19 protein-coding genes and 1 other RNA gene are annotated in these 18,248 nt (G+C 47.9%); 16 read left to right on the forward strand and 4 right to left on the reverse strand.

Annotated elements, in window-relative coordinates; translation table 11 throughout:
• Positions 1–25 precede the first annotated feature (25 nt).
• Entirely contained in the window at positions 26–1,213 is a 1,188-nt protein-coding gene (locus AOA56_RS02555) for a ribose-phosphate pyrophosphokinase (protein ID WP_024732782.1), read from the reverse strand.
• Positions 1,214–1,392: 179 nt separating this feature from the next.
• Between AOA56_RS02555 and AOA56_RS02560 the strand changes: the two genes are divergently transcribed.
• The 10 genes from AOA56_RS02560 to rnpB all read left to right on the forward strand — a co-directional run bounded on the left by AOA56_RS02560 (position 1,393) and on the right by rnpB (position 9,744).
• A complete protein-coding gene (locus tag AOA56_RS02560; RefSeq protein ID WP_053768884.1) occupies positions 1,393–2,721 on the forward strand; it encodes a DUF512 domain-containing protein in 1,329 nt (442 codons plus the stop codon).
• A 1-nt stretch (position 2,722) separates the two neighbouring features.
• Positions 2,723–4,051 (forward strand): ribosome biogenesis GTPase Der, encoded by a 1,329-nt coding sequence (gene der, locus AOA56_RS02565; RefSeq protein WP_024732781.1) that lies wholly within the window; start codon positions 2,723–2,725, stop codon positions 4,049–4,051.
• Positions 4,052–4,054: 3 nt separating this feature from the next.
• Positions 4,055–4,699: a glycerol-3-phosphate 1-O-acyltransferase PlsY gene (plsY, locus tag AOA56_RS02570; protein ID WP_024732780.1), complete on the forward strand. Its 645-nt coding sequence runs from the start codon at positions 4,055–4,057 to the stop codon at positions 4,697–4,699.
• Positions 4,700–4,709: 10 nt separating this feature from the next.
• Entirely contained in the window at positions 4,710–5,741 is a 1,032-nt protein-coding gene (locus tag AOA56_RS02575; protein WP_024732779.1) for an NAD(P)H-dependent glycerol-3-phosphate dehydrogenase, read from the forward strand.
• A 62-nt stretch (positions 5,742–5,803) separates the two neighbouring features.
• Positions 5,804–7,276: a stage IV sporulation protein A gene (gene spoIVA / locus AOA56_RS02580; protein ID WP_053768885.1), complete on the forward strand. Its 1,473-nt coding sequence runs from the start codon at positions 5,804–5,806 to the stop codon at positions 7,274–7,276.
• Positions 7,277–7,376: 100 nt separating this feature from the next.
• Positions 7,377–7,703 (forward strand): bifunctional adenosylcobinamide kinase/adenosylcobinamide-phosphate guanylyltransferase, encoded by a 327-nt coding sequence (locus AOA56_RS02585; RefSeq protein WP_024732777.1) that lies wholly within the window; start codon positions 7,377–7,379, stop codon positions 7,701–7,703.
• Positions 7,700–8,194 (forward strand): precorrin-2 dehydrogenase/sirohydrochlorin ferrochelatase family protein, encoded by a 495-nt coding sequence (locus AOA56_RS02590; RefSeq protein WP_024732776.1) that lies wholly within the window; start codon positions 7,700–7,702, stop codon positions 8,192–8,194. The genes AOA56_RS02585 and AOA56_RS02590 overlap by 4 nt, the downstream gene beginning before the upstream one ends.
• Positions 8,191–8,892 carry an MBL fold metallo-hydrolase gene (locus AOA56_RS02595; protein WP_053768886.1) on the forward strand — a complete coding sequence of 234 codons (702 nt, stop codon included), beginning with the start codon at positions 8,191–8,193 and terminating at the stop codon, positions 8,890–8,892. Before AOA56_RS02590 ends, AOA56_RS02595 begins: the two co-directional genes overlap by 4 nt.
• The gene (rnhA, locus tag AOA56_RS02600; RefSeq protein ID WP_024732774.1) at positions 8,893–9,384 is read left to right on the forward strand and encodes a ribonuclease HI; all 492 of its coding nucleotides are present in this window, start codon (positions 8,893–8,895) and stop codon (positions 9,382–9,384) included.
• A gap of 14 nt (positions 9,385–9,398) precedes the next feature.
• An RNA gene (rnpB, locus tag AOA56_RS05040) (RNase P RNA component class A) lies at positions 9,399–9,744 on the forward strand.
• Positions 9,745–9,848: 104 nt separating this feature from the next.
• On the opposite strand, the gene AOA56_RS02605 is transcribed toward rnpB, so the two are convergent.
• The 3 genes from AOA56_RS02605 to pyrB form a co-directional block, all read right to left on the reverse strand.
• On the reverse strand, positions 9,849–10,181 hold the full coding sequence (locus AOA56_RS02605) for a sporulation initiation factor Spo0A C-terminal domain-containing protein (RefSeq protein ID WP_024732773.1): 333 nt from the start codon (positions 10,179–10,181) through the stop codon (positions 9,849–9,851).
• A 251-nt stretch (positions 10,182–10,432) separates the two neighbouring features.
• On the reverse strand, positions 10,433–10,870 hold the full coding sequence (locus AOA56_RS02610; protein ID WP_048621962.1) for an aspartate carbamoyltransferase regulatory subunit: 438 nt from the start codon (positions 10,868–10,870) through the stop codon (positions 10,433–10,435).
• A 28-nt stretch (positions 10,871–10,898) separates the two neighbouring features.
• On the reverse strand, positions 10,899–11,819 hold the full coding sequence (pyrB, locus tag AOA56_RS02615; protein ID WP_048621961.1) for an aspartate carbamoyltransferase: 921 nt from the start codon (positions 11,817–11,819) through the stop codon (positions 10,899–10,901).
• A gap of 142 nt (positions 11,820–11,961) precedes the next feature.
• Here pyrB and pheA point away from each other — a divergent pair, with 142 nt between their 5' ends.
• The 6 genes from pheA to AOA56_RS02645 are packed head-to-tail and all read left to right on the forward strand — an operon-like array spanning position 11,962 to position 18,231.
• Positions 11,962–13,092: a prephenate dehydratase gene (pheA, locus tag AOA56_RS02620; protein ID WP_024732771.1), complete on the forward strand. Its 1,131-nt coding sequence runs from the start codon at positions 11,962–11,964 to the stop codon at positions 13,090–13,092.
• A gap of 24 nt (positions 13,093–13,116) precedes the next feature.
• Entirely contained in the window at positions 13,117–14,409 is a 1,293-nt protein-coding gene (locus AOA56_RS02625) for an ATP-binding protein (RefSeq protein WP_024732770.1), read from the forward strand.
• Between the two features lie 39 nt (positions 14,410–14,448).
• Positions 14,449–15,735, forward strand: a complete 1,287-nt coding sequence (locus AOA56_RS02630) for an L-cysteine desulfidase family protein (RefSeq protein WP_024732769.1) — start codon at positions 14,449–14,451, stop codon at positions 15,733–15,735.
• Between the two features lie 22 nt (positions 15,736–15,757).
• Positions 15,758–16,498 carry an NUDIX domain-containing protein gene (locus AOA56_RS02635; protein ID WP_242843429.1) on the forward strand — a complete coding sequence of 247 codons (741 nt, stop codon included), beginning with the start codon at positions 15,758–15,760 and terminating at the stop codon, positions 16,496–16,498.
• A 15-nt stretch (positions 16,499–16,513) separates the two neighbouring features.
• Complete coding sequence (prmA, locus tag AOA56_RS02640) at positions 16,514–17,470, forward strand: 50S ribosomal protein L11 methyltransferase (RefSeq protein WP_024732767.1); 957 nt, start codon at positions 16,514–16,516, stop codon at positions 17,468–17,470.
• Positions 17,471–17,490: 20 nt separating this feature from the next.
• On the forward strand, positions 17,491–18,231 hold the full coding sequence (locus tag AOA56_RS02645) for a 16S rRNA (uracil(1498)-N(3))-methyltransferase (RefSeq protein WP_053768887.1): 741 nt from the start codon (positions 17,491–17,493) through the stop codon (positions 18,229–18,231).
• Positions 18,232–18,248 lie beyond the last annotated feature (17 nt).

Here is an 18,248-nt window from a genome sequence, read left to right on the forward strand (position 1 = left end):
TTGATTGCTCTTTCCTGCCGCGTTTTTATTTTACAGATCCGAAACGCTCGGCATTGTGCTTTGCGATGAGTGCGTGGATCTTGTCCGTCGGATTGAGTACGGAGCTGATGGAGATATCGTGATTCAAGGAATCGATAATAATTGCCATAAACTTGCTCATATCAGCTTCGATGAAATACGGGCGGTTGTGGATCTCCGGCGGCAGATAGGTCAGATTCGTCGTGATCAGGCGATCGATATATCCGGTTCGGTAATAATCGTCGAACTTCTCAAGCCCCTCGGTGAAGAGACCGAACGTCGTACAGACGAAGACACGGGAAGCACCCCGGTCCTTGATCTGCCTTGCAACATCGAGCATACTTTCACCGGATGCAATCATATCGTCTACGATGATAGCGGTCTTGCCCTTGACATCATCGCCCAGGAATTCGTGGGCTACGATCGGGTTCTTGCCGTTGACAATGGTGGAATAATCCCGTCTCTTATAGAACATCCCCATATCCACACCAAGGACATTGGAGAAGTAAACGGCACGGTGCATTGCACCTTCATCCGGACTGATAATCATCAGATGATCTTTGTCAAGCTTTAAGTCCGGCTCTGCCTTTAATAGTGCTTTGATAAACTGATACGGCGGATTGAAATTGTCAAATCCTTTCAGCGGGATTGCGTTCTGCACTCTTGGATCGTGGGCGTCGAAGGTGATAATATTAGAAACGCCCATATCGATCAGCTCTTCTAACGCCTGAGCGCAGTCCAGAGACTCACGCTTGGAACGCTTATGCTGCCGGCTTTCGTAGAGAAACGGCATGATGACATTGACCCGGTGAGCCTTACCGTTTGCGGCCGAGATAATACGCTTCAGATCTTGATAATGATCGTCCGGCGACATATGATTGAGATGACCGTTGACTGTGTAGGTCAGGCTGTAGTTGCAGACGTCGACCATCACAAAGAGATCCTTTCCACGGACAGATTCACCAAGAGAGCCCTTGGCCTCACCTGAGCCAAAGCGCGGGCAACTGTGCTCAATCAGATAATTCTCACATTTGTAAGATGCAAAAAGTGCGGAATCAACGTATTTATTCAGAGATTCCTTACGAAAAGAGACAATGTAGTCATTGACCTTTTGCCCCATAGATTCACAGCTTTTTAAAGCGGCGATTTTTAGAGGAGCTGCCGGCAGCACCTGCTCTAATTTCTGTATGTTCATAAACCCTCCTATGTAAAAAGACATGGATTTCAGAGACAAAACGTTGTCTCTTTTATCCATTCTATACCATTTTCACCGGGGATGGCAAGAAAGGAATAGAAAAAATTGCATTTTGATGTGGAATTTAGTATTATGAAAAAGGCAGGAAATTGAAGAAATGAAGATAAAGGAGAACAGCAATGGAAAAACAGCGGAAGAGACATGAACATCTGATTTCGGCTGTAGAAGATGGAAGTATTGCTATGGAGATGGGGATCGAGCCGGGAGATAAGCTCCTTTCCATCAACGGACAGGAGATCGAGGATGTGTTTGACTACCATTATTACGTCAATGATGAAGAGCTGCTTGTCCTGATTGAAAAGCCGGACGGAGAACAGTGGGAGCTGGAAATAGAAAAGGACTATGAGGAAGACTTGGGACTTCACTTTGAGCAGGGGCTGATGGACGAGTATCGGTCCTGTCGGAACAAATGCGTATTCTGTTTTATTGATCAGATGCCAAAGGGGATGAGGGATACGCTGTATTTTAGGGATGATGATTCACGGCTGTCTTTTTTACAGGGCAATTATGTGACGCTGACAAATATGAGTGACCATGATATTGACCGGATTATCCGTTATCATCTGGAGCCGATCAATGTATCTTTTCAGACGACAAATCCAGAACTTCGTTGCAAGATGCTTCATAACCGTTTTGCGGGGGAAGCGCTAAAGAAAGTGGACAGGCTTTTTGAAGCCGGGATTACCATGAATGGACAGATCGTACTTTGCAAGGGACTCAATGACAAAGAGGAGTTAGAACGCACCATTCGGGATCTGACAGCTTACCTTCCGAAGCTGCAGAGCGTATCGGTGGTACCGGTGGGGCTTAGCCGTTTTCGGGACGGATTGTATCCTCTGGAGCCGTTCACGAGGGAGGATGCAAAAGAAGTACTTGAGACAATCCATAAATGGCAGAAAAAGGTTTATGAGGAATATGGCTATCATTTTATTCATGCAGGAGATGAATGGTATATTCTTGCGGGATATGAGATGCCGGAGGAGGAGCGTTACGACGGGTACCTTCAATTAGAAAACGGTGTTGGCATGATCCGGCTTCTACAGAATGAATTTGCCGAGAGTTATGAGAAATTGGAACCGACAGATAGGGAAATCTCTCTGTCCATGGCGACAGGCTATCTGGCCTATGACTATCTGGCAGAGTTTATAAAGCAGATGCGAGTAAAATGTCCGAACTGCTACGTCCATCTGTACCGGATCCGCAATGATTTTTTTGGAGAGAGTATCACGGTGTCCGGGTTGATTACCGGACAGGATCTGATTTCACAGTTACAGGGACGGCCTCTTGGGGATTGTCTGCTTCTTCCGTGCAATATGCTGCGGAGCGGGGAAGAGGTGTTCCTCGATGATGTGACGGTCTCTGAACTAGAAGAAGCTTTACAAGTGAAAGTAGATATTGTAAAATCAAGCGGACAGGATTTTATAGACGCAGTGTTAAAGGAGAGATAGAATGAGTAAACCAGTAGTTGCAATCGTAGGACGACCGAACGTCGGGAAGTCTACGTTATTTAATGTTCTGGCCGGGGAGATGATCTCTATTGTAAAAGACACGCCGGGAGTGACAAGAGACCGGATCTATGCGGACGTGTCCTGGCTGGATCAGGATTTTACCCTCATTGATACCGGGGGAATCGAGCCGGAGAGCTCGGATATTATTCTCTCACAGATGAGAGAGCAGGCACAGATTGCCATCGATACGGCGGACGTTATTATTTTTATTACCGACGTGCGCCAGGGGCTTGTGGATGCGGATTCCAAGGTTGCGGATATGCTCCGCCGCGCCAGAAAGCCGGTGATCCTTGCAGTCAACAAGGTAGATAATTTTGACAAGTTCATGCCGGACGTATATGAGTTTTATAATTTGGGAATCGGGGATCCGAATCCGGTTTCCGCGTCATCAAGACTGGGAATCGGGGATCTTCTTGATGCAGTTGTGTCCTATTTCCCGGAAAAAACCGAGGAAGAGGAGGAGGATGAACGGCCGCGGGTCGCTATTGTCGGAAAGCCAAACGTAGGTAAGTCTTCCATCATCAATAAGCTACTCGGGGAGAACCGGGTGATCGTATCAGATATTGCCGGTACGACGAGAGACGCCATTGACACGGAGATTGTCCATGACGGAAGAGAATATGTATTCATTGATACGGCAGGACTTCGCAGAAAGAGCAAGATCAAAGAAGAGCTGGAGCGTTACAGCATTATTCGCACGGTGACGGCAGTGGAGCGGGCGGACGTTGTGTTGATGGTGATCGACGCGGTGGAAGGCGTGACTGAGCAGGACGCTAAGATCGCGGGGATTGCCCACGAACGTGGGAAAGGTGTGATTATTGTTGTCAATAAGTGGGACGCCATTGAAAAGAACGATAAGACAATGCGAGAGTACGAAGGCAAAATCAGAAATGTCCTTTCCTATATGCCGTATGCGGAGATCATGTACATATCTGCAAAGACAGGACAGCGGATCCATAAGCTTTTTGAGATGATCGACATGGTGATTGAGAATCAGTCTCTTCGCATTGCTACCGGAGTGCTCAACGAGATTATGACGGAGGCAGTCGCAATGCAGCAACCACCGTCAGACAAGGGAAAGCGCCTGAAGCTTTACTATATTACACAAGTATCCGTAAAGCCGCCGACTTTTGTCATTTTTGTCAACGATAAGGAGCTGATGCACTTTTCCTACACCAGGTATCTGGAAAATAAAATCCGCGAGGCCTTTGGCTTTAGAGGAACCTCACTGAAATTTTTTATCAGGGAAAGAAAGGAAAAGGAGAAATAAATCATGGAACGGATCGTTTGTATTTTGATCGGGTATATATTTGGCCTTTTCCAGACAGGATATCTTTATGGAAGGATGAATCATGTGGATATCCGGAAGATGGGAAGCGGCAACGCAGGCTCCACCAATGCACTTCGGACACTCGGAGTGAAGGCAGGGGTATGTACGTTTCTGGGAGATTCTTTTAAGTGTATTTTTGCCGTACTGGCGGTGCGCCTTATTTTTGGAGGCAATTACGGGGAGATCTTACCGCTTCTTTCCATCTATGCGGGGCTTGGAGCAGTACTTGGACATAATTTTCCGTTTTATCTGGGATTCAAAGGCGGAAAGGGAATCGCGGCTATGGCGGGGCTTCTGGCAGCGCTTACGAATCTTTGGATTACCTTGATAGCACTTGTAGTATTTGTTACAATAGTAGCAGTAACGAAATACGTTTCCGTTGGTTCGATTGCGGTCGTTCTGATTTTCTTTGCTGGTGTGGTGTTTCGGGGGCAGACGGGAAGCTACGGGATGGAGTCTGTGTACCTCTATGAGATGTATGCGGTGGCCGGATTCCTGGCGCTTCTTGCGATCTGGAAACACAGAGCCAATATTCAGAGACTGATGAACGGCACGGAAAATAAAATCAGCTTTGGAAAGAAAAAATAGGAGGCGCAGTATGGCAAAAGTTGGAATTATGGGAGCCGGAAGTTGGGGAACGGCGATTTCCTGGCTCCTGACAAACAATGGACATGAAGTGACTGTCTGGTCCATCGACGCAAGAGAGGTGGAGATGCTTGATCAGGAGCGGGAGCATAAGACAAAGCTTCCAGGTGTCAGGCTCCAGGATACGATCCGGTTTACCAATGTGATTGACCAGGCGATTCAAGGCAGGGACTTTGTTGTTCTCGCTGTTCCGTCGCCGTTTACGAGATCCACGGCACAGAAGATGCGGCCGTATGTTTCAGACAGACAGATCCTTGTCAATGTGGCAAAGGGGATCGAGGAGACGACGCTGATGACATTAAGCGAGCAGATCGAAGAGGAAATCCCACAGGCAGATGTAGCTGTGCTCTCGGGGCCAAGCCACGCTGAAGAGGTAGGAAAGGGTCTGCCGACCACCTGTGTCGTAGGAGCACGGACGAGAAAGACGGCCGAATACCTTCAGAAAGCCTTTATGAGTGAAGTCTTCCGTGTATACACAAGCCCGGATATCCGGGGCATTGAGCTTGGCGGATCCTTAAAGAATGTCATTGCTCTGGCAGCAGGAATTGCAGACGGACTTGGCTATGGGGACAATACAAAAGCAGCCCTCATTACACGGGGCATTGCGGAGATCGCAAGACTGGGAGTCCGTATGGGCGGAAAGATCGAGACATTCACCGGATTGACGGGGATCGGGGATCTGATCGTGACCTGTGCAAGTGTCCACAGCCGGAACCGCAGAGCAGGCTATCTGATCGGACAGGGCAGGACAATGCAGGAGGCCATGGACGAGGTCAAGATGGTAGTAGAAGGCGTCTATTCAGCAAAGGCAGCCAAACGATTGGCCTTGCAGTACCAGGTTTCCATGCCGATTGTGGAGCAGGTCAATGCAGTACTTTTTGAGGGAAAGAGTGCGGCGGAGGCAGTGAAAGAGCTGATGCTGCGAGATCGCAAAGATGAGCACGGCGCCCTCCCTTGGGATAATGAAGTAAGTGATACAAAATAAAACAGGTCTAAATACCCCCTTGCAGGCATACATTGGTATCAGCATTGCAAGGGGGTATTTTCATGGAGAAATTTCAACTTTATCACGATATGCAGGTCAGAACAAATGGAGAGATCTATCTTGGCGTCGTGGGTCCGGTACGTACCGGGAAATCGACTTTTATTAAGCGGTTCATGGATCTTTTAGTGCTTCCGCATATGGGGGATGAAAATCAGAGGGCAAGGACGCTGGATGAACTTCCGCAGTCTTCTTCGGGGAAGACCATTATGACAACGGAGCCAAAATTTATTCCGAAAGAAGCGGCGGAGATCGTACTGTCAGACGATGTACGGGTGAAAGTCCGTCTGATCGACTGTGTCGGCTATATGACGGAGGGAGCGAAAGGCCACATCGAGGACGGTGAGGAGAGGAAAGTCAAGACGCCGTGGTTTGACTATGAGATCCCATTTACAAAGGCGGCTGGAATAGGGACGAGAAAGGTTATCCATGACCATGCTACCATCGGGATTGTTGTGACGACAGACGGAACGATCGGGGAGATTCCAAGAGAGGCATACCGTGAGCCGGAGGGGAAGACGATTCGGGAATTAAAGGAAATTGGTAAGCCGTTTCTTGTTCTTGTTAATTCCGCAAGACCGTACGGAAACGAGGCAGCCCAGACAGTCAAGGAGATTCAGGAGGCGTATCAGGTAGCGGCGATGCCGGTCAACTGCGAGCAGTTAAAAGAAGAAGACATTCACCGAATGATGGAGGAGATTCTCTTTGAATTTCCAGTGTCAGAGATGGAGTTTTTCATCCCGAAATGGGTGGAGATGCTTCCAAGAGACCACCGGATCAAGGCGGAGATGATCGCCTATATCCGTGGGGTGATGGAGGAAAAGACAGAGATCAGGGACTTTATCGGTGGGATGGAACAGCCAGAGAATACATATATTGAGACGGTCCGCGTGGACGGAATCGCCATGGACACGGGGTGCGTCCGAATGGAAATCCGTGTGTATGAGAAATACTATTATGAAATGCTCAGTGAGATGACCGGGATGCAGATTCAAAATGAGTATGAGCTTCTGGAAGCTATGAAAGAGATGTCGCTTCTTAAGTCTGAATATGCCAATGTAAAAGACGCCATGGAAAGTGTCAGGGCCAGGGGATATGGAGTCGTCAGCCCGAAGAAGGAGGAAATCTCTCTTACAGACCCGGAGATCATAAAGCAGGGAAGCAAGTACGGAGTGAAAATCCATTCGGAAGCACCGTCCATCCATATGATCCGTGCCAATATCGAGACGGAAATCGCTCCGATTGTCGGAAACGAACAGCAGGCCCAGGATATTATCCGTTATATCCGGGAGGCAAAGGAGAAGGAGGGCGGCGTCTGGGAGACCAATATCTTCGGAAAGACGATCGAGGAATTGGTAATGGACGGAATGAAGCACAAGATTACAATGATCAACGACGAATGTCAGGGAAAGCTCCAGAACACCATGCAGAAGATTGTAAACGACAGCAACGGCGGGATTGTCTGTATTATCATCTGACAAGAGAAAAGAAGCCTGTACAAAAAAGTTGAAAAACTTGGTGAACGTACAGGCTTCTTTGTGGTATACTTGTTCTGTCAGAGAAAGAGGGGGATCGGACATGATTTTGATTACAGGCGGAAGTTTTCAGGGGAAGACAGAATTTGCAGTGATGAGATTTCCGGAGCGGGAACGGATCGTACATTTTGAAGAGCAGGTACGAGACTGGATTCGGGAAGGGCTCGATCCGATCTGTCAGACAGAGAGATTGGTAAAAGAGCATCCGGACTCCGTCGTCGTGATAGATGAAATTGGAAGCGGGATCGTACCAATGAATCAGGAGGAGCGGATCTGGCGGGAAGCAGTGGGAAGAGCCGGCTGTAAGATCGCCGAATCAGCCGTGGAAGTGTACCGGGTCATGTCCGGGATCGGGATTCGCATCAAATGAGAGAGAAGAGAAGGTTACGTTTTCCCCTGTTTTTGAGCCTGGAAGGCAGAGAAATCCTGATCATCGGAGCCGGAAGGATCGCTGCTCGAAGAGCCAGAGTCTTGCTTCCTTTTGGGGGCAGGATCCGGATATGTGCGCTGCAGAGGGAGGAGGAACTTCCGAAAGAGATGCGGCGTTGGATCCTGGAGAGGCAGATCCGGTACGAGAGCAGGAGGTTTTCTCAGGAGCTTATCTCTGGAAAGGAGTTTCTTGTTTTTGCCGCCACCAATGATCCTGAAGTGAATGGCGAGATTGCGAGGATCTGCCAAAGAAAAGGGATCTTGGTTAACAATGCGTCGGACGCCGCGCAATGCGACTTTTTCTTCCCGTCGATCATATGCGAGGAAGAGATGGTTATCGGGATCGCCGGGGATGCAAGCAACCATAAGAAGGTGAAAGAGTTACGAAAAAGGATACAGAATCTGCTGAAAGGAGAGAGAAGGCCCAAATGAAAGTCACATACCTGTATCATAGCGGATTTGCAATAGAGGACGAGCAGGCGCTGTATGTCTTCGACTATTATAAAGGAGAGCTGCCTGTGATAGCAAAAGAAAAGCAGATGTATGTTTTTGTAAGTCACAGACACAAAGACCACTATAATTCTGAGATTTTTGATTGGGAGAAGGAACATCCGAACATCCTGTACATCCTGTCCGATGATGTGGAGGCAGAGTCGGCGCCTAATCGGATTTTTGTAAAGCCGGAGCAGAAGATCCGGACAGGAGAACTGAAAGTGGAGACACTAAGGTCCACGGACGAGGGAGTGGCATTTTTAGTTACCTGCAAGGACAAGCGGATTTACCATGCCGGAGATCTGAACTGGTGGCACTGGGAGGAAGAGAGTATCGATTACAACCGGCAGATGCGGAAAGATTATCAAAGAGAGATCAGAAAGCTTGTAAGAAGGAAGATCGATCTTGCCTTTGTCGTACTGGATCCCAGACAGGGAGGCGCCGCCTTCTCCGGTATCGATTTTTTTATGCGGAACGTCAGGGTAAACCATGTGTTCCCAATGCATATGTGGAGAGATTATGGATTGACGGATCGTCTGCTTACTTCTGAGATCTCTGCCAGTTACCGGAACCGGATTCACCGGGTGTGGGAAGAGGGACAGACCGTGGAGATTCATGGACAGAAGGGAGAAACATAAATGCTTGTAAAAATCTATACGGACGGTGCGGCAAGAGGAAATCCGGATGGACCGGGAGGATACGGAACGATCCTCTCCTATACGGATTCGAAAGGGCAGACGCATATAAGGGAGCTTTCCCAAGGTTACGAAAAGACTACCAACAACCGGATGGAGCTGATGGCGGTCATCGCGGGATTGGAAGCGCTCAATCGTCCTTGTGAAGTAGAAATCTATTCCGATTCCAAATATGTAGTGGACGCTTTTAACCAGCACTGGATTGACAACTGGATCAAAAAGGGCTGGAAACGGGGAAAGAATGAGACTGTTAAAAATACGGATCTATGGAAGCGGCTTCTGGAGGCGGCCAAGCCCCACCGGATGACCTTTATCTGGGTAAAAGGTCATGACGGCCATCCGCAGAACGAACGATGCGACGTACTTGCCACATCGGCGGCAGACGGGTCAGGAAGGATTGCAGATGAAGGGCTTGCAAGAGAGGGCAGATTGTGATAAGGTATTACAGGCAGGTAGGATAAACAGTCGCGGCTGCAGAGCCCGAAAGGGAGCAGACGAGGAAAGTCCGGGCTTCACAGGGCAGGATGCCGGATAACGTCCGGTGGAGGTAACTCCAAGGAAAGTGCAACAGAAATAAACCGCCGCTTTTGCGGTAAGGGTGGAAAGGCAGTGTAAGAGACTACCGCTTCCCTGGTAACAGGAAAGGCATATGTAAACCCCATCTGAAGAAAGACCGAATGAAAACGATACGGCGGCCCGTCGTGTTTTAGGTAGGTTGATGGACTCCTTCGGCGACGATGGAGCTAGATAGATGACTGTTCAAGACATAACCCGGCTTATCGTCCTGCCTGTCATATATACAGAAAGCAAAAGGTGCGGTGCAAACCACACCTTTTTAATAAGCTTCCTGGCAGAATTGTCGATCTTACATTGTAATCATTCGTTTTTTGTGTTCTGTTTTAGTGATAGCGGACATAGTCAGCCGCAAGTTCAATCAGCTCTTTTGGATAGAGCGTACCGTGAAAGGAATAATTCGGGAAGAACTTCCGGAGCTGCGTTTCATTTGTCGATGCTGTGAGACAGACGGTACGGATTGCCCTTGCCACGCTGGATAGAGAGACATGATTGCGCTCGGCAATGGGCCGGTAGATATTTTCTTGGACCTTGCACAGACAGTGCTCATCCTGAAGCACGAGAAAGACAGCCTCCTTCAGGTAATAGAATCCTTTGTAACGTCCTGATATTCCGATAGATTTCAAGAACAGTACCAGTTTTGTTTCTTCTTTTGCCATGTTTATTTTCCTCCTTGTATGAACCGGAAGCTTACATAATCTTTATATAAAAAGTGGAGGAAAAAGAAAGTCAAGATATGATACAAATTGTAGCATTTTAAAACAAAACTGAATAAATGAACCTAAAAAATGCAAATTCCGAGAATAGAAGCGAACACCAAGGGCTCCTCTAGGCACGGAATTTAGCTCATAGCCATTGCAAAAAAACAGGGAGGTAATCCCTCCCTGTTTCGCGAATTCTGAACGGATGTCTATTTTCTGTGATATTTCTCTTCACAGTACTTGCAGCGATATTCTTCCTTCTCCGGATCGGTCAGAATGAATACATGATCCAGTTCCTGCTCGATGGAAGTGATGCACCGTGGATTTTTACAGCGGATTACATTGGTGATCTCCTTCGGAAGTGTCAGAGATTTCTTATTTACAATCTCCTCATTTTCAATGATATTGACGGTGATGTTGTGATCAATAAAGCCCAGAATATCCAGGTCAATCTTTTCCAGCGGACATTCGATTTTGATGATGTCCTTTTTTCCCATCTTATTACTTTTGGCATTCTTGATGATGGCTACACAGCAGTCCAGCTTGTCCAGACGTAGGTATTTGTAAATGTCCATACTTTTTCCGGCCTGGATGTGGTCCAGCACAAAGCCCTCAGAGATGCGCCCGATATTCAATGTATTATTCATTTTCAATAGCTCCTTTCAAATACACAGATCAGTCGACGTGGATGCCCAGAAGAGTTAGGATCAGGGCCATACGCACATAGACACCATATTTAGCCTGTTTGAAGTATACTGCACGCGGGTCGTCGTCGACTTCCACAGAAATCTCATTGACCCTTGGAAGCGGGTGAAGAACGAGCATGTCTTTTCCTGCAAGCTCCATTTTCTTTTTGTCCAGAATGTAGAAGTCCTTCATGCGGACGTAATCCTCTTCATTGAAGAAACGCTCTTTCTGTACACGGGTCATGTAGAGGATGTCCAGTTCCGGAAGCGCCTCCTCCATCCGTACAACCTCCTTATAAGGGACATGGTTGCGTCTGAGTACATCGTGGCGGATGTAAGTCGGGAGACGCAGCTCCTCCGGAGAGATCAGAACAAAATTCAGATTGTCATAGCGAACCAGAGCCTGGATCAGGGAATGAACGGTACGGCCGAATTTCAGGTCTCCGCAAAGTCCGATGGTCAGATTACCAAGTCGGCCTTTCAGGGAACGGATTGTCAGAAGATCGGTCAGTGTCTGGGTCGGGTGCTGATGTCCGCCATCTCCGGCATTAATAATTGGAATCGAAGAGTGGGCGGCAGCAACCATCGGGGCACCTTCCTTTGGATGCCTCATCGCAACGATATCTGCATAGCATGCAACTGTACGGATTGTATCCGATACGCTCTCCCCCTTTGCGGCAGAACTCGAATCGGCAGAAGAAAAGCCAAGAACACTTCCGCCCAGGTTTAACATGGCAGCTTCATGGCTTAAACGGGTACGGGTACTTGGCTCATAAAACAATGTGGCTAATTTTTTCCCTGCACAGGCATGTGCATATTTTTCCGGATACTTTTCGATATCATTGGCGAGATCCAAAAGCTTATCCAGTTCTTCCACTGAGAAATCCAGCGGACTCATTAAATGTCTCATATTACATCCTCCTCTTCCTACCTAGCTCTTCTAATAATATAATAAAATGATTCTGTTTTCAACAGTCAATTCCAATATGAACGTAGATTTTGTAACAGAAATGTATTATAATATGGAAGAGTTTAAGCGAAGGAGGACGCAGATGGCATCGTTAGAGGAACTTCGCGGTGAGCTGGATCGACTGGATGAGCAGATCATCGCTTTATATGAAAGAAGGATGGAAGTTTGTTCTTGTGTGGCAGATTATAAGATTAAAAACGGACGGAAAGTCTACGATCGGCAGCGGGAGCAGGAGAAGCTTGCAAAGGCGGCTTCGCAGGTAGAGCATGAGGAAAATAAAAAGGGTGTGCAGGAGCTTTTTACCCTGCTCATGTCACTGAGCAGGAAGCTTCAGTATCAGAAGCTTTCACGGTGCGGGACGACAGGGAGACTTCCATTTATCGAAGTAGATCAGTTGGAAGTGAAAAAAGCAAGGATCGTATTCCAGGGTGTGGAGGGAGCTTACAGCGAGGCGGCCTTAAAGCAGTACTTTGGGGATGCGGTCAACAGCTACCATGTCCGTACGTGGAAGGATGCGATGGATGCGATCGAGGATGGGGCAGCGGATTTTGCCGTGCTTCCGATTGAAAATTCCTCCGCAGGAGCGGTCAGTGAGGTATATGACCTGCTTGTAGAGTATGAGAACTATATCGTCGGGGAGACGGTGCTTCCGGTGAATCATGTGCTTGCGGGACTGCCGGGAAGCGGTGAGGAGGAGATTACGAGGGTCTATTCCCACCCACAGGGACTGATGCAGTGTGAGAAATATTTATACGATCATCCGGCGATGGAGAAGGTCAGCGTGCCAAATACTGCGGTTGCGGCCTGCAAGGTCGTGGAGGAGCAGGACAAAAGTCATGCGGCCATCTGCAGCGCCTATGCGGCATCGTTAAACGGGCTGGAAGTTTTGCGTGAACAGATCAATGACAGCAGGCACAACTCCACCCGCTTTATCATTGTGACAAATCAGAAGATTTTTCTAAAAAACGCGGACAAGATCAGTATCTGCTTTGAGCTTCCACATAAGAGCGGATCTTTGTATCAGATGTTGTCCCACTTTATCTTCAATAACCTGAACCTTACCAAGATTGAGTCCAGACCGATCGAAGACCGGCCGTGGGAATATCGGTTTTTTGTGGACTTTGAAGGAAATCTTGCCGACGGAGGAGTTAAAAGCGCCATCCGGGGACTGCGCGAGGAGACGACCAGCATGAAGATACTGGGAAATTATTAGAATTAGAAAAAGAAGGAAGAGAAGATGCATACAAACGAACTGATGATATACCGGAATCTGGATTATGGGAAGATTCTGCGGGACATGACCTTTCTGATAGAGCATGAGGGGAGTGGCTATTACAATCAGGAAGATTTAAGGACACTGTTTTTTGAATGTGTCAACGGGATTTTGGAACTTTCGGAACAGCATGGCCTGGAGGGGAATCTCTGGCACACATACCTGACCTTTCTGCTGGTGAATGATGAGAATGCCTACAGTACGGCCTGTGAGATCCGTGGCATGATCGAGGGCAGTATCAATGAGGTAGCGCTCCATGATTTCGTAATTATGAAAGAGCTGTTCGACTACGATGTACAGGAGCTTGGAAGGAACCTTGGTGCGACAGCACACGAGCTTCTTTTTGATTACAAAGGGACCAAACAGGAAGGGCATGTCTACAACCGCAGAATCCGAGACCGGATTTGTACATTGGCAGTTCATCTTGCCGAAACAAAAACGCCTCGGGATTTTAAGGAGGTGATGACCCAGTTCTATAAGGAATTCGGCGTCGGAAAGTTCGGACTTCACAAGGCATTTCGTGTAGAGCACACGGAGGAGGGGGCGAAGATTGTGCCGATTACAAAGATTGCCCATGTAAGGCTTGATGATCTGGTGGGTTATGAAATTCCGAAGAAGAAGCTGATCGAAAATACGGAAGCCTTTGTTCGGGGAAGAAAGGCGAATAATTGTCTGCTTTTCGGAGATGCAGGCACTGGAAAATCCACATCTATTAAGGCGATCCTGAATCAGTACTATGAGGAAGGACTTCGGATGATTGAGGTGTATAAGCATCAGTTCCAGGATCTTAACGATATCATTGCCCAAGTGAAAAACCGGAATTATAAATTTATTATTTATATGGACGATCTGTCCTTTGAGGAGTTTGAGATTGAATATAAATATTTGAAAGCTGTGATTGAGGGTGGTTTAGAGCGCAAACCGGAAAATGTCCTGATCTATGCGACTTCCAACCGGAGGCATCTTGTAAGAGAACAGTGGAGTGATAAGAACGACAGAAGAGACGACGACCTTCATACATCGGATACGGTACAGGAGAAACTGTCTCTTGTGGCAAGATTTGGAGTATCGATTTTCTTTGTCGGTCCAGATAAAAAGGAATTTCAGAAAATTGTGTTGGAGTTAGCAAAGCGTAATCAGATCCAGATGGAGAAAAGTGAGCTTCTGCTACAAGCGAATCAGTGGGAGATGACCCATGGCGGCAGATCCGGTAGGACAGCACAGCAGTTTATCGATTACTTATTGGGGAAGGCCTGAAATCACATATAATCCAAAAGAAAAGAGAGGATGAATGGAATGAAAAAAGAAGATGTAAAGTATGGGGCGTATGTACAGATTTTAAAGGAGGAACTGGTTCCGGCCATGGGATGTACCGAGCCGATCGCACTGGCCTATGCGGCGGCGAAGGCGAGGGAAGTTCTTGGGGAAAAGCCGGATAAAGTGCGGATCGGCGCAAGTGGAAGTATTATTAAGAACGTTAAATCTGTGATTGTGCCAAACACGGATCATCTGAAAGGGATTCCGGCGGCAGCCGCCGCGGGCATCATTGCCGGACGTCCGGAGAAAGAACTCGAAGTCATTGCGGATGTCTCCATGACAGAGATTGAGGAGATGAAAGACTTCCTCCAGAATACAGAGATCACAGTGGAATATGTAGATAACGGAATTACATTTGACATTATTGTAACAGAAAGTAAAGGGGAATCCAGTGCGACTGTACGGATCGCAAACTACCACACGAATATAGTCCTGATTGAGAAAAACGGTAAGATTCTCATGGAAGAAAAGGTAGAGGGCGAGAAAGAAGAAGGGCTTACGGACCGCTCCCTTTTAAATATGAAAGACATTTTGGATTTTGCCCGGACAGTGGATGTAGAAGATGTCAAAGAAGTGATTGGACGTCAGATCGCCTACAATACGGCAATCGCCAAAGAAGGTCTGGAAGGAGACTACGGTGCCAATATCGGAAGCGTTCTCTTAATGATGGAGGGAGACAATATTCGTGTCCGTGCAAAAGCGATGGCGGCTGCAGGATCAGATGCCAGAATGAATGGCTGTGAACTTCCGGTTATCATCAATTCTGGAAGCGGAAATCAGGGGATGACCTGTTCGCTTCCGGTTATTGAATATGCAAAAGAACTGAACGCAAGCGAGGAACAGCTCTACCGGGCGCTGACCCTTTCGAACCTGGTAGCGATCCATCAGAAGACCGGGATCGGGAGGCTCTCTGCGTACTGCGGCGCTGTCTGTGCGGGGGCGGCTGCAGGAGCTGGAATTGCCTACCTGTACGGTGGAGGATATGAAGAGATTGCCCACACCGTTGTCAATGCGTTGGCGATTGTATCCGGCATTGTTTGTGATGGAGCGAAAGCATCCTGTGCGGCCAAGATCGCGTCCTCTGTAGAGGCCGGAATCCTTGGATATAATATGTACAAGTGCGGACAGCAGTTCTACGCCGGAGACGGTATCGTGACCAAGGGAGTAGATGAGACGATCAAAAATATCGGACGTCTGGGGAAAGAAGGGATGAGAGAGACCAACGTGGAGATCATCGATATCATGGTTGGTGAAGGATGCCGCTAGAAAAGATGAAAAGAATAGCAGAATGATAAAAAGCCAGGAGACAGAGAAAGCAGGTGAGAAGATGCCGGCCTTTTTTCAGGACATCGAAGTGTTCCGGGGAGACGGAAGCAGAAACGAAAAAGGAGAGACACTGGAGGAATTTTTGGAGAACTACGATCCATACCGATATAAAAATCCATGCTGCACGGTTGATATGGCGGTGTTTGGTTATTCCGGGAAAGATCCTGAGAATCTGGAGGATCTCAGGATCCTTCTGATTCGTCGGAAGAATCATCCTAGCATCGGGGACTGGGCCCTGCCGGGAGGGTTTATTGAGTTAAAAGAAGATCTGGAAGTATCCGCTAAACGGGAGCTTTTTGAGGAAACGAATATTCGGAACGTCTGTGCAGAGCAGATCGGTGTCTTTGGAGAAGTGAGACGGGATCCAAGAGCAAGGGTGATTACAACTGCCTTTATGTCGCTTGTCTGCCTCGATGAGGTGGAGGCGAAGGCCGGAGATGATGCCAGTGACGCGGCGTGGTTTACAATCACGATGAACAGGCAAAAAGAAGGGGAAAAGCTTCGGTATCAGATAGAGCTTCAAAACGAGCAAAATGGTGTGATATTGCGTCCTAAGCTGACAGTTTTGACGAACGGGACGCTGATCCGGGAACAACGGATTGAGATTAAGAACCGAGGCGGGTTGGCGTCCGATCATGCCTCCATCCTACTTTTGGCCTGCCGGAAACTGTGTGACAGGATGAAGTGTGCAGCACGAGAATAAGGAGACAAAAACAAGATGAAATGGAATAAATTCAGATTAAAGACGACTACTGCGGCAGAGGATATTGTTAGCAGTATTCTTTCGGACCTTGGAATCGAGGGAGTGGAGATTGAGGACAAGGTTCCGCTTACACAGAAGGAAAAGGAGCAGATGTTTGTCGATATTCTTCCGGAGACAATACCGGATGATGGGACGGCATTTATCAATTTCTATCTGGAAGAAGGGGAGGATAAGGACGCTGTTCTTGCCAAGGTTTTGGAGGAACTTGCCGGGATGCGGGAATTTGTGGATTTGGGTCCATGTACTATTGAGGAATCCCAGACTGAGGACGTAGATTGGGTCAACAACTGGAAGCAGTATTTCCATCAGTTCTATGTGGATGATATCCTGATTATTCCGTCCTGGGAGCAGGTGAAACCGGAGGATGAGGGGAAGATGATTATCCACATCGATCCGGGCACTGCTTTCGGGACCGGAATGCATGAAACGACACAGCTTTGCATCCGTCAGATCAAAAAGTATGTGACAGATACGACGCGGATTCTGGATGTGGGATGCGGAAGCGGAATCCTTGGAATGTTAGCATTAAAATTTGGTGCCGCCTATGCGGTTGGGACGGACCTGGATCCATGCGCGATCGACGCAACCCACGAAAATATGAAAGAAAACGGCGTACCAAAAGAACAGTATGAGGTGATGATCGGCAATATCATAGATGATAAGGCCATTCAGGATCAGGTTGGATACGCATGTTATGATATCGTGGCAGCCAATATTCTGGCGGATGTTCTGGTTATGCTGACTCCGGTCATTGTCAGCCAGTTAAAGCCAGGTGGCATTTACATTACGAGTGGAATCATCGACGACAAGGAAGAAGTTGTAAAACAGGCGGTAGCAGATGCTGGCCTGGAGCTTTTAGATGTGACTTACCAGGGAGAGTGGGTCTGTGTTACGGCCAGAAAGTCTGAGTAACAGATAGGAGAGAATCTACGATGCAGCATTTTTTTGTGACTCCGAACCAGGTGGGTGACAAGGAGATTTGGATCACCGGAGCGGATGTGAATCATATTTGCAATGTCCTTCGCATGAAAATCGGAGAAGAGTTGAAAATCAGCGACGGGAACAATCAAAATTATCTCTGTGCGGTGGAAGAGATGACGAAGGAGAGCGTCAGGGTCAAGATTTTGGAAACTTTCTGTACGGATACGGAATCATCTTGTCGGATCGTACTTTTCCAGGGGTTACCAAAGAGCGATAAGATGGACTGGATTGTTCAGAAATCGGTGGAGCTCGGTGTTTCGGAGATCGTACCGATGGCAACAGCAAGGGCAGTAGTGAAGCTGGACGAAAAAAAGGCAAAGAAGAAGACGGAGCGTTGGCAGGCAGTCTCTGAGAGCGCGGCCAAGCAAGCTGGCAGGGGTAAGATTCCGGAAGTAAAGCAGGTCATGGGCTTTTCAGAGGCTCTCACCTACGCCGGCACACTGGATCACGTCCTGATTCCTTACGAGCTTGCTGAGGGAATGGAAGAGACGAGACGGCAGTTTTCCTCTCTGAGAGCCGGGGGGTCCATCGGGATTTTGATCGGCCCGGAGGGGGGATTTGAGGTGGAGGAAGTGGAAAAGGCTATGGAGATGGCAAGAGCTGTTCCAGTCACTCTTGGAAAACGGATTCTCAGAACGGAGACAGCCGGATTATTTGTACTTTCAGTCCTCTCATATCTAATGGAACCGTAAAACCAGGTGTCAAGAAC

The organism is Sellimonas intestinalis (genome assembly GCF_001280875.1).
GTDB classification, from domain to species: domain Bacteria; phylum Bacillota; class Clostridia; order Lachnospirales; family Lachnospiraceae; genus Sellimonas; species Sellimonas intestinalis.

Excerpts from the sequence above, each read along its gene's own strand:
- AOA56_RS02555 (WP_024732782.1), bottom strand. The coding sequence starts at position 1,213 with ATGAACATACAGAAATTAGAGCAGGTGCTGCCGGCAGCTCCTCTAAAA.
- AOA56_RS02560 (WP_053768884.1), top strand. The coding sequence starts at position 1,393 with ATGGAAAAACAGCGGAAGAGACATGAACATCTGATTTCGGCTGTAGAA.
- der (WP_024732781.1), top strand. The coding sequence starts at position 2,723 with ATGAGTAAACCAGTAGTTGCAATCGTAGGACGACCGAACGTCGGGAAG.
- plsY (WP_024732780.1), top strand. The coding sequence starts at position 4,055 with ATGGAACGGATCGTTTGTATTTTGATCGGGTATATATTTGGCCTTTTC.
- AOA56_RS02575 (WP_024732779.1), top strand. The coding sequence starts at position 4,710 with ATGGCAAAAGTTGGAATTATGGGAGCCGGAAGTTGGGGAACGGCGATT.
- spoIVA (WP_053768885.1), top strand. The coding sequence starts at position 5,804 with ATGGAGAAATTTCAACTTTATCACGATATGCAGGTCAGAACAAATGGA.
- AOA56_RS02585 (WP_024732777.1), top strand. The coding sequence starts at position 7,377 with ATGATTTTGATTACAGGCGGAAGTTTTCAGGGGAAGACAGAATTTGCA.
- AOA56_RS02590 (WP_024732776.1), top strand. The coding sequence starts at position 7,700 with ATGAGAGAGAAGAGAAGGTTACGTTTTCCCCTGTTTTTGAGCCTGGAA.
- AOA56_RS02595 (WP_053768886.1), top strand. The coding sequence starts at position 8,191 with ATGAAAGTCACATACCTGTATCATAGCGGATTTGCAATAGAGGACGAG.
- rnhA (WP_024732774.1), top strand. The coding sequence starts at position 8,893 with ATGCTTGTAAAAATCTATACGGACGGTGCGGCAAGAGGAAATCCGGAT.
- AOA56_RS02605 (WP_024732773.1), bottom strand. The coding sequence starts at position 10,181 with ATGGCAAAAGAAGAAACAAAACTGGTACTGTTCTTGAAATCTATCGGA.
- AOA56_RS02610 (WP_048621962.1), bottom strand. The coding sequence starts at position 10,870 with ATGAATAATACATTGAATATCGGGCGCATCTCTGAGGGCTTTGTGCTG.
- pyrB (WP_048621961.1), bottom strand. The coding sequence starts at position 11,819 with ATGAGACATTTAATGAGTCCGCTGGATTTCTCAGTGGAAGAACTGGAT.
- pheA (WP_024732771.1), top strand. The coding sequence starts at position 11,962 with ATGGCATCGTTAGAGGAACTTCGCGGTGAGCTGGATCGACTGGATGAG.
- AOA56_RS02625 (WP_024732770.1), top strand. The coding sequence starts at position 13,117 with ATGCATACAAACGAACTGATGATATACCGGAATCTGGATTATGGGAAG.
- AOA56_RS02630 (WP_024732769.1), top strand. The coding sequence starts at position 14,449 with ATGAAAAAAGAAGATGTAAAGTATGGGGCGTATGTACAGATTTTAAAG.
- AOA56_RS02635 (WP_242843429.1), top strand. The coding sequence starts at position 15,758 with ATGATAAAAAGCCAGGAGACAGAGAAAGCAGGTGAGAAGATGCCGGCC.
- prmA (WP_024732767.1), top strand. The coding sequence starts at position 16,514 with ATGAAATGGAATAAATTCAGATTAAAGACGACTACTGCGGCAGAGGAT.
- AOA56_RS02645 (WP_053768887.1), top strand. The coding sequence starts at position 17,491 with ATGCAGCATTTTTTTGTGACTCCGAACCAGGTGGGTGACAAGGAGATT.